The sequence below is a fragment of the Acinetobacter sp. UBA5934 genome (genome assembly GCF_002430855.1).
Lineage (GTDB): Bacteria > Pseudomonadota > Gammaproteobacteria > Pseudomonadales > Moraxellaceae > Acinetobacter.
In genome coordinates this window covers 1-11,314 of record NZ_DJDC01000083.1, presented here as the reverse complement: position 1 = coordinate 11,314, position 11,314 = coordinate 1, and the positions used below count along the sequence as shown (strand labels likewise).

General features: G+C 38.9%; 8 protein-coding genes. 7 read left to right on the top strand and 1 reads right to left on the bottom strand.

Annotated features, from left to right (window positions below):
- The first annotated feature begins 266 nt into the window (after positions 1 to 266).
- Both B2Y23_RS05945 and B2Y23_RS05940 read left to right on the top strand, forming a co-directional pair.
- The gene (locus tag B2Y23_RS05945) at positions 267 to 584 is read left to right on the top strand and encodes an ArsR/SmtB family transcription factor (RefSeq protein WP_291354520.1); all 318 of its coding nucleotides are present in this window, start codon (positions 267 to 269) and stop codon (positions 582 to 584) included.
- A gap of 545 nt (positions 585 to 1,129) precedes the next feature.
- Positions 1,130 to 3,706, top strand: coding sequence for a bifunctional diguanylate cyclase/phosphodiesterase (locus B2Y23_RS05940; RefSeq protein WP_291354519.1), 2,577 nt, complete (start codon positions 1,130 to 1,132; stop codon positions 3,704 to 3,706).
- Between the two features lie 15 nt (positions 3,707 to 3,721).
- Here the strand turns inward: B2Y23_RS05940 and B2Y23_RS05935 are convergent, their stop codons facing one another.
- Positions 3,722 to 5,287, bottom strand: coding sequence for a sensor domain-containing diguanylate cyclase (locus tag B2Y23_RS05935; protein ID WP_291369590.1), 1,566 nt, complete (start codon positions 5,285 to 5,287; stop codon positions 3,722 to 3,724).
- Positions 5,288 to 5,665: 378 nt separating this feature from the next.
- Here B2Y23_RS05935 and B2Y23_RS05930 point away from each other — a divergent pair, with 378 nt between their 5' ends.
- The 5 genes from B2Y23_RS05930 to B2Y23_RS05910 all read left to right on the top strand — a co-directional run.
- Positions 5,666 to 7,390: a SulP family inorganic anion transporter gene (locus B2Y23_RS05930; protein WP_291369588.1), complete on the top strand. Its 1,725-nt coding sequence runs from the start codon at positions 5,666 to 5,668 to the stop codon at positions 7,388 to 7,390.
- Between the two features lie 318 nt (positions 7,391 to 7,708).
- On the top strand, positions 7,709 to 8,902 hold the full coding sequence (gene sstT, locus B2Y23_RS05925) for a serine/threonine transporter SstT (RefSeq protein WP_291369585.1): 1,194 nt from the start codon (positions 7,709 to 7,711) through the stop codon (positions 8,900 to 8,902).
- Between the two features lie 33 nt (positions 8,903 to 8,935).
- The gene (locus tag B2Y23_RS05920) at positions 8,936 to 9,610 is read left to right on the top strand and encodes a YoaK family protein (RefSeq protein WP_291369583.1); all 675 of its coding nucleotides are present in this window, start codon (positions 8,936 to 8,938) and stop codon (positions 9,608 to 9,610) included.
- Between the two features lie 14 nt (positions 9,611 to 9,624).
- A complete protein-coding gene (locus B2Y23_RS05915) occupies positions 9,625 to 10,161 on the top strand; it encodes a DUF2058 domain-containing protein (protein ID WP_291354515.1) in 537 nt (178 codons plus the stop codon).
- A gap of 212 nt (positions 10,162 to 10,373) precedes the next feature.
- On the top strand, positions 10,374 to 11,314 hold a 941-nt coding region (locus tag B2Y23_RS05910; protein WP_291369581.1), incomplete at its 3' end, for a mechanosensitive ion channel family protein.

The window sequence follows — 11,314 nt, the reverse complement described above, 5'->3', positions numbered from 1 at the left end:
TGAAATGCGTCAGGCGATTACGCAAGCTCTACATTTTAACGAGAAAGAATTAAAAGCGTTCAAAACCACCCCTAAAACCTGATCCGCTATATTTGATGTGCATATAAGGCATTTAATTTAGGTTAAATGCCTTATTTTAATGAATATAAGAATATTTGATAATTACCTTCATTAAAAACCATTGAAAATCTTACATTTTCATCCTATATAAGATTCATCAGGGATTATACTGCCAAGGTTACTGTTGCGTAGTATGGAAATGCTGTATGAACACCGATCTTGAAATTGCTTCTATGCATGAGTCTATTGATATTGTGGTCACGATATTAAAATCATTAGCCAATACAGATCGTTTACTTATTTTATGTCATCTTGCCAAACAGGAATTAAATGTCTCCCAAATAGAGCAGATGACACAGATTAACCAACCTACGTTATCCCAGCAATTGATGATGCTACGTAAAAGCGATGTGGTGACTACGCGTCGTGATGGCAAACAGATTTTTTATTCCATTAAAGATGAAAAACTCGTTCAGGTACTGAATAACCTCTATCAACTGTATTGTCCGAAAAATCTAATTTAATACTATCTCAAAAGAAAATGGAAAAGATATTAATATCTTTTGACATTTCATAGGTATAAACAGATAAAGACACCAGCTAGGGCAATCTCACTTTTATAGTTCTGCTCTAGCTTGTCATAACGAGCTGCAGAAGCTCACACTGCTTTAATCTTGTAAATGCATTTTTACTTCATGCATGATTTCATATAAATCCCCCCTTCTTTTTAGATATGACTTGATTTTATATTCCATTTTTTTGCATTATTGAATAATACAGTTTAGAAATAAGTAGAGATTTTTTATGGCTCTGCAAAGAACAGCTGGCACAGTAAGTTTTAGCGTTTTTAGCAAAGGTAGATATTTTTTAGAGGAATGAGCATTAATATAATTTATTTAAGTCAAAGCTTGATATCTATGCAGATTTTCAAATAATTCTATGTGAGGATAATCACATTTTTGTTATATTGTTTATACAAAATTAATAATCAGTATATCGATCTGGTGTAAAGATTTTGATTGAGAATCTATTAAAAAATACGCGATACAACTCAGGGAAGGAATGCGATATGAGTCAAACAGCGAGTTATTTAGATACTCAATCTATCTTTCATTTAATTGGGCAACACGCTGACTTACCCATCATATTTCAGACCGTCAGTGAATGGTTAGAAGCCCGGATACCGGATTCAATGGTATCCATTATGGGGTACTCAGAGACAGAACAAACGTTAAGCCTGATTAGCGGTACCCACCATTTTTCCACCCAATATCAAGAAGCAATTAATGGGATAAAAGCAGACCCAAATGTCGGTGCTTGTGGTGCAGCAGCTTTTCACCGAAAACTCGTGATTTGTGAAAATTTAACTACCGATCAGAACTGGAACAATTTCAGAACCCTTATCCAAGAAGAAAATCTGAATGCGTGTTGGTCTACGCCTATTATTAACGCGCAAGGCAAACTCTACGGTACCTTTGGAACGTATTATCGCTCGCCTAAATGTCCAACACCGACTCATATTAAATTACTTCGTCATGCGGCATCTCTCATTGCCTTAAGTATGGATCTGCATGAAGAACGTCAGCAGAGACTGGCTCTGCATGATAAATATCGCTCATTCTTCACTTACCATCCGGACGCGATTTTTGAACATAATCTAGAAGGCATCGTGATTGATGTTAATCTTGTTTCTGAAAAGATCACTCAATTTAATCTTGAACAGGCTCGAGGCTTACATTTCTCGAATTTTATTTGTGCTGAATTTCAATCTTTGGCTCAAACTGCATTTGAACAAGCCTTAAAGGGAAACAGTCAGCATTTGGAAATTCAAGCCCTGAATGTCTTAGGGGAAAGTTACTGGCTAGACCTGACTTATTTACCCATTACGCAAGCTCAACAGGTGGTGGGCGTTTTTGGTATCGCTCGTGATATTTCAGAACGGCGTGAAAGTGAAGAAATGCTGCGTCTGCTTAAACGTAGTGTCGATGCCAATCCTCTTGGAATTATATTGAGCAATGCTGCCCCAGATCAGGCCATTGAATATGTTAATCCTGCGTTTGAATCGCTGACCGGTTATAATAAAGAAGAAGTGATCGGTAAAAATTGTCGTTTTCTGCAAGGCCCTGATACAGATCCTGAAACAGTTAATAAAATCCATCATGCCCTCCAAGAACAACAAGAAATTCAGATCACCTTAAAGAATTATCGTAAAGATGGTAGCTGGTTCTGGAACCAGCTGATATTAGGACCGGTTTTTGATGACAAAAATATCTGCACACATTTTATGGGTATTCAGCAGGATATTACTCAACAGCGGGCAAATAGCGAATATATCGCCCGGCAACAAACCCACGACAGTTTAACCGGATTAATTAATCATCATACCTTTGAAAAAATACTGGATGTCGCTTTTCACCACATACCGCATGAGCATCATCGTCCCCTGATCGTCATGTATGTTGATTTAGATGGTTTCCAGCCTTTAAATCAAAGTTTGGGACACCTCAGTGGTGATCAGCTTCTGATTGCTGTAGCAAATCGCCTGCGTCAGATCGTTCAAGAAGAAGATATCATTTCTCATTTTTCCGCAGATGAATTTGGCATATTGCTGAATAAATGCCATGATTTAAAACAGGCCGCCGTCACTGCAGAGCGTATCTTAAAAAGTCTGTCCGTACCCTTTGATATCGATGGCCATAAAATCCATATGAGTGCGAGTATTGGTATTGCAGATGATGGCGCTCAGATAGAAAAATCTACCCAATTGCTTCATCATGCGATACATGCAATGAATGAAGCAAAAAAAGAAGGTGGAAATGCCTGGCACTGGTATGCTTTTGACGCTACAAGCACACCGAAAATCGATTATGTGCTGATGCGGCATGAATTAATGCTTGCCCTGCAAGAACAACAGTTTAGATTGGTTTATCAACCGGTTATTGATGCTCATTCAGGCCAGCTAATAAGTGTAGAAGCCTTAATCCGCTGGCAGCATCCACAAAGAGGTTTTATCTCTCCAGCAGACTTTATTCCATTCGCCGAAAAAACCGGTCAAATTGTAGCGATTGGTCAATGGGTTTTACAGCAAGCCTGTCAGGATATTGTTGAATGGAATAAGAAAAATAGCGCCAGCCTGAGTGTAGCCGTCAATCTTTCGCCCTTACAGTTCAAGCGCACAGGCTTTTTGTATGAGTTACGAGAGACCTTGGCCAATACACAGTTACAGCCTGAATTATTAAAAATTGAAGTCACGGAAACCATGTTAATTGCAGGTGCTGACCGTTCTTTAGAAATTTTAAATGCGGTCCGTGATTTGGGCATCAAAGTTTCTGTCGATGACTTTGGAACAGGATACTCCAGCCTGAGTTATTTACGCACTTTACCTGTGGATGAAATCAAACTTGATCGCAGTTTTATTGAACATTTACCTCAAAATGAGAAAGATGGTGCTATTGTCGCAGCTATTATTGTCATGGCTCATCAACTAGGATTACAAGTGGTTGCTGAAGGGATAGAAACTCAAGCCCAAGCCCAGTTTCTCAGAGAATATGCATGTGACCATTTTCAAGGTTTCTATTTTGCTAGACCGGCTTCACTTTCAGAGCTCAAGCTTCATTATAAGCCGGTAGAAGAAGTAGAAAAATAACTACCGTTCCATGCTCTAATAACGAATACAGTTACGTCCATTATTTTTAGCTTGATAAAGTTTATTATCCGCCATTTTAAAAACTTCGCTCACACTGTCCGAGCTTTTAGGCCAAAAGGCAATTCCAATAGATATGGTGATGGGTCCGATAGAATTAATGTTGCTTGATTCCATTGTTTTTCTTAAACGTTCCGCAGCATTATAAGCGACCTTAGGGTCTGAGGTGGTCATTAATACAATAAACTCTTCCCCGCCTATACGACAACAAATGTCTCCCTCTCTGAAATTATTATTCATAAAACTGGCCAGGGTTTTTAAAACGATATCTCCCTGATCATGACCATAAGTATCATTCACCTTCTTAAAAAAATCGATATCAATTGCAAGGACGGCAAAATCTCTCTCTAGACTCACCACTTCTTTTAAAAAGATTTGCATTCCCCGTCGATTATATAAACCTGTCAGTGGATCGGTATTTACATGTTGACGCAGTTCCGTAATCTTTTCAGTAAAGGCTTGGGAACTGAGCAGCAATGAGGTTCTAAACTTTAAAACTTCAAAATACCAGGGATCAACCTGTTTAATTTTATCCTGAATGTCTGGCTGATTAAGCATACTGGCCATTTTCGCCAAGCTATTTAAAGGTGAAGAAATAAAGCGCGACATTCTCCAGACAATAAAAAAGATAAATAAATAGAAAAATAAAATTCCGACCGAAACTTTTAAAAGAATCACATTGGCTTGCTTTAACAGTTCTTCGGTCGGTTGCTGGGAAACGACAATCCAGTTGGTACTCGGAATATAGGCAAAACCTGCCAAATTTTCGACGCCCCGACTATTGATTAACCGGACATTTCCTATTCGTTTATGTACCATATAGTCCAGCCCGGTATTATTGACAATTTTTTCGCCAATCCTTTTCGGATCTGGATGAAAAATAATTCGATTATCCTGGTCAATGACATACATATAACTTTTTTTAAAATCATATTCGGTTGAAAGCATTTTCTGGATAAGATTATTTTTTTGTAGATAAATCGTGCCGCCAATCATGCCCTGATAATTTTTATTTCGGTCATAAATGGGTTGCGACAACATTACCACCAGATTATGTCTCACTGACCAATAAGGAGAAGAAATATAGGTGGTTTTATGCTTTAAAGACTCAGTAATGCCGACTGATTTATATGAAATATGGCTACTCAAATTTAAACTTTGCGGCGCAAAAGAGATGATTCTTCTTTGCGGATCTACAATTAATAAACTATTAAATTTGTTAGATTGATTTTTAAGACGCTTTGTTTCTTCTTGAATTAATTGAGGATTAGAAAAATCTTGTCCTAACAGGTCAGCACTATATTTTAACTCTTTCAGCATATCATCAAAATGCTGATCTGCACTATTGGCAACCTTTGAAGCATATTTGACATTCACTAAAAGTGAATTTTGAATGAGCTGGTCTTTAATCACATAGTTGAGAATAAATACAGACACAATAAATAAGCACGACACACTGATAATAGTCGAAATCAGGATCAGTTTTCGAAGATTTAATTTAAGTGCCAAAAGAATCTGTTTCAAAACTTGACCCTAAAATAGTGTGACTATATTTACATTTTATAACATATTTATCGATAAAATTAACAAAATTTTAATCATAAATTTCGATTTTAATCGTGCCGAGAATATCAGAATCCAGCTTTTCTGAAGGAATATCCTGCTGGCAAAATCATCACACTATGCCGGAACTAAAGGAATGCCTTGCAGGCTTACTTTTTAAATCCGAAAAAGATTATCTTTTTATCTAAACTGCACTTGCTGCTGAATCTGGTTTGGCGAGTAAATTTTAAGTTCTCGCTATTTTGCACAGTAAATGTCATTAGTCCCTATCTTCCTGAAACAAGACTTCTTAGCATTTTTTATGCATAATATATCTGAAATAGTGATTTAGCTTTAGATATGTCAGATTTAAATTCTCGCTTAACAATATTATTACCCGCCTGGCGCTGGTTGCGTACATACAATCAAAACAAATTTAAATCTGACCTTCTTTCAGCACTGATTGTCATCGCAATGCTGGTTCCGCAAGGAATGGCCTATGCCATGCTGGCTGGATTACCGCCCATTACAGGACTATATGCCAGTATTTTGCCCATGATCATTTACGCCATGGTCGGAAGCAGTCCTACACTGTCTATTGGCCCGGTCGCGATTATTTCCATGATGACTTTCGCGACCCTCAATCCGCTGTTTGAAGTGGGTTCTCCCGTTTATATACAGGCTGCCTGTCTACTGGCCGTGATGGTAGGTGTTATTTCACTTTTATTAGGCATCTTTCGATTTGGCTTTTTGATTCAGCTGATTAGTCATCCGGTGATCAAGAGTTTTATTATTGCTTCTGCCTTGCTGATTGCTTTAGGCCAATTCAAATTTCTGGTCGATGTACCTTTAAAGGCCAATAATATTCCTGAGTTTGTACTCAGTGTTTGGCAATATATGAGTTACAGCAACTTGGCATCTTTGATGTTTGGTCTGCTTGCACTTATTTTTTTGATTTATCTTCCTAAAGTTTTACGTTCTAATGCTGTGCAAAGCCGGATAGGTTCGACAGCTTTTTTGACTAAAGCCTTGCCTTTAAGTTTGGTGGTGATTTCAATTGCAGCGGTCTATTTTTTAGATTTAAAAGCCGTGGGCATTAAAACGGTAGGAGAAATTCCTTCTGGTTTTCCCCCGCTGAGTATGCCCTACTGGAATCTGGATTTGGTCATGACCTTGTTGCCAGGTGCAGCCATGATCGCCATGATCAGCTTTGTCGAATCACTGTCCATTGCTCAGGCCACTGCCTTACAGCAACGCAGTCATTTAAATAGTAACCAGGAACTGATTGCGTTAGGTTTATCCAATCTAAGTTCCGGTCTCAGCTCGGCATTTCCAGTCACCGGAAGTTTATCGCGCACGGTGGTCAATGCAGATGCCGGTGCCAAAACGCCGCTGGCAGGCGTGATTTCATCCCTGCTTATTATCCTGGTCAGCCTCTATTTTACTGGTTTCTTCCGTGATTTACCTTTGGCCATTCTGGCAGCCACCATCATCGTGTCTATCTGGAAACTGGTTGATTTTAAGCCATTTATTGAAACTTGGCGTTATTCCAAAGCAGACGGTATTGCCATGTGGATTACCTTCTTTGGTGTGCTCTGCATCGATATCTCGACCGGTTTGCTGTTGGGGATTGTCTCTACCTTTATTTTGCTGCTCTGGCGTATCAGCCGCCCGCATATTGCGGTCATTGGTCTGGTCGAAGGAACCCAGCATTTTAGAAATATACAGCGTCATGATGTACTGACCTCCAACAAAGTTCTGTCCATGCGGATAGATGAAAACCTGACCTTTTTAAATGCCAATACTTTTAAAGGCTTTCTGATTAATGCTATGAGTCAATATGCTGATTTAGAGCATGTGGTTCTTAACTGTTCCAGTATTAGTGCTATTGATCTGAGTGCGCTGGAAATGCTGGAAGATCTGAATGCCGAGCTTAATAAATTGAACATTAAACTGAATTTCTCGGAAATTAAGGGTCCAGTGATGGATAAATTACAGCATTCAAAATTGCTGAAACACTTAAGTGGCAAGATTTATCTTTCGCATTTTCAGGCCATGCAAGAACTTTCCCCAGAAGATTTTTAAGATCAATGAGATAAAACTAGCCACATGGGATTTCTGGTGTTGCTCTCAAAAATAGCTTTTGAACTTTAGTGAAAGACTAAAATACATCCAATAGAATGGCCTGACCAAATACAACACAGCAGAATAAGCAGAAGCATTTGTATTACTTGAATATTTCAAAATATGAAAAATTTTAATTAAAAATTGAAAATATCGACTTTAAAAATAAACAGTTAGTTTTTATATGGAAATTATTTTTTAGCAATATCAATTTTAGGTATAAAATGCCGCATATCTTTGTGATTTTTTTAGTCCTCGTATGTGTGACAAGGCACCTTTATGTTTTCTGCTTTAATGCGTTTGAGTTTAGTCTCCCGAATTATTATCGCCATTATTTTAGGTATTGGTGTTGCTGTTTTGTTCCCTAATGTCGCTCCCTATTTAAGCCTCTTGGGTGACTTGTTTATTAAAGCTCTTAAATCTGTTGCACCTATATTGGTTTTTATTCTGGTTTTATCGTCTATTGCCAATTTTAAAGTCGGCCATAGCGCCAACATTAAACCGATTATTGTGATGTATAGTATTGGGATGTTCTTGGCTGCATTAAGTGCAGTAATTGCCAGCATCTTTTTTCCAAGTACATTATTTCTGGATATCCCGGCAAATGCGGACCTGCAACCACCAGGCAGCCTGATTGAAATCTTAAAGAATCTGCTTTTAAGCTTTGTGGCGAACCCTGTTGTTGCAATTAGTGAAGCGAACTTTATTGGTATTTTGGCCTGGGCTGTTGCTTTGGGTGCTGCGTTCCGTCACTCATCAGACAGCACTAAAATCTTTTTAACCGATGCTGCAAATGCCGTAAATAGCGTAATTCGTTTGGTGATTAACTTTGCCCCGGTGGGTATTTTTGGTCTTGTTGCGGTTACAGTTGCTGAAGCGGGATTAAATACGTTTGAAAGCTATGCCCAATTACTCACTGTATTGATTGGCACCATGTTCTTTGTAGCATTGGTCATTAATCCAATCATGGTGGCCTTTGTTACTCGAGCTAACCCTTATCCGCTGGTTTTCAAATGTCTACGTGAAAGTGGCATTACCGCGTTCTTTACCCGAAGCTCGGCAGCCAATATTCCTGTGAATCTGGATTTAGCCAAGCGTTTAGGGGTGAATGAATCTACAGCGAGTGTCGCTATTCCACTCGGTGCAACGATTAACATGGCGGGTGCCGCAGTCACCATTACCATCTTAACATTGGCGACAGTCAATACTTTGGGTATTTCGGTTGATTTCACCACCATGCTGGTTTTATCTGTGCTTGCAACCGTTTCTGCTTGTGGTGCATCTGGTGTTGCCGGTGGTTCTTTACTGCTGATTCCTGTCGCATGTGGCCTGTTTGGTATTAGTTCCGATATCGCCATGCAGGTCGTTGCGATTGGTATGGTGATCAGTGTGTTGCAAGATTCGACTGAAACCGCATTAAATTCTTCAACAGATGTGTTATTTACTGCTGCTGTTGATCGTGGTTTGGATTAAGATAGTCATTATTAAGTATTTTTTTATGACGTCATGCCTCTTCAAACTTTACCGCTCTGGGTTCAATTAGGTGCTTTTTTTCTTGCAATGAATGCAGGAATGATTAACGTCCTCGGACTGGTGACCGTGTTGCATCAGTCCGTTTCACACATGACCGGTAATGTCAGCATGCTGGCCATGGCTTTACTCAAGTGGCAACCTGAACAGATCCTCTACTTGAGCTTGGTTGTCCTATGTTATGTGATCGGTTCCTGTTATAGCGGATTGATACTGGGAAATAGCCAGTTTAAGCTAGGAAGCCGCTACGGTTTACCTTTAAGCCTGGTGGCTCTTTTTATTATGCTGTGCTGGTTTTTATTGCCCTATTTCCCTCGTTATGCCTTGCTTTGGGCATGTGTAGCGATGGGTGTGCAAAATGCCATGGTCAGTCATTATAAAGGCACGATCATCCGCACAACCCATTTATCAGGCGTTTTGACCGATTTGGGTTTGGCGTTAGGCTACAGGCTACGTGGTTTAGAAGTAGAACGTCGACGCATTATTCTTCATTTACTCATTTTATTTGGATTTTTCATTGGCGGTTTGCTTGCGAGCCTGATGTATCCTTATTTAAAATTAAACTCATTCCTTATCCCTGCGATGTTAAGTTGGACCCTTAGCTCGATTTATTGGGTGATTTATTATCGTTATCGACAGACTCAAGAGTAATATCGGAATTTATTATGGTCAAAAATGCATTACAGGCTCAATTGCTAAAAGCGGGTTTAGTCGATAATAAAAAGGCTAAAAAACTGTCAAAACAGGCTGTACATGAGCAACGTACCGGACAAAGCAACGAAGCTGAATTAAAGGCCAAAATTGCCCAGGATCAGCAAGAGAAACTGGCTCGCGATCAGGCGCTGGATTTAGAGAAAAAACGCCTGCTACAAGGTAAAGAATTAAAAGCTGCCATTGTTCAAATGATCAATCAGCACAAAATTAAAGATACCGATGGTGAAGTTGCCTACCAGTTTATTGATGACAATAAAGTCAAAAAGATTTATCTCAATCAGCAGATTTACAATGCCCTGGTTGCTGGTTCGTTAATTATTGCCAAAGAAGCTGAAAGTTACGCTGTTTTACCCAAGGCTTTGGCAGAGCGCATTAATGACAAAATGGAAGGCTTCATTATTGTGAATAATTCCGAGAAGAATGAACAAACCACAGATGAGGAAGATCCTTATGCCGCTTATGTCATCCCTGATGATTTAATGTGGTAAGTCTCGTTCATCAATAGTTAAAGTAGTTCTCTATGCCAGTATTCGTATTGGCATAGACTATAAGAACAAAATCATGATAAAAAATTAAGCCATTGCAGTATCAGCGCAGCTGGTGAATTTTGTTTTAGTTCATGTATATAAAACGTTATCTTTATCAGAATAAAAAAATAACCCTATACACTATTCATCATTTAAGAATTTCAGGGTAAGTTTTGGAACAATTGGCATTTATACAAAATATTCAGGACTGGTCAGATCAATATCCATGGCTAGAAATGCTCACCTCTCTCAGTATTTTAATTTTACTGGCATTCCTGGCAAATTTTATTGCCAAGCAGGTAGTGGTTCGCGGTATTCGCCAACTGATTTCCAAGATGAAATTTGTCAATCATGAAATTTTTGCCCAGCACAGTGTGATCCGCCGGATTTCCAATATCGTGCCAGCGATTGTGATTATGAACGGAATTATCACGGTTCCGCATCTTTCAGAAAAAGTCATTGTTTTTGTTCAAATGGCGGCACAGGCGTTTATTTTTCTTACCATTGCTTTGGCCATCAGTGAATTTTTAAGTATTTTTAATCTGGTTTATCAACGTAATCCCAAGTCAAAGAACAAGCCGATTAAAGGTTATTTACAGCTAGTTAAGCTGATCATCTTTATTGTCTGTGGCTTGATGATTTTAGGTACGTTCCTTAAAAAGGATGTCTTTACCTTGCTGGCCGGTTTTGGTGCCATGGCAGCAGTACTGATGCTGGTATTTCAAAATACCATTCTCTCTTTGGTCGCGTCAGTACAGATTTCATCTTATGACATGGTGCGAATTGGTGACTGGATAGAGATGCCTTCACTAAACGCTGACGGCGATGTCATTGATATGTCATTACATACCATTACCGTACAAAATTTTGACAAGACCTTAACCACTATTCCAACCAATAAACTAGTGACAGATACTTTTAAAAACTGGCGCGGTATGGCTTATGCGGGAGCTAGGCGGATTAAACGATCAATCTTTATCGATCAAAGCAGTGTGCATTTTATGACCCCGGCTGAACAGCAAAAGCTGAAAGAATTTTTATTGCTGGATCAATATTTAAATAGCAAACATAACGAACTAGAAAGCTTTAACCAGCAACTCTCGAACCAATCTTT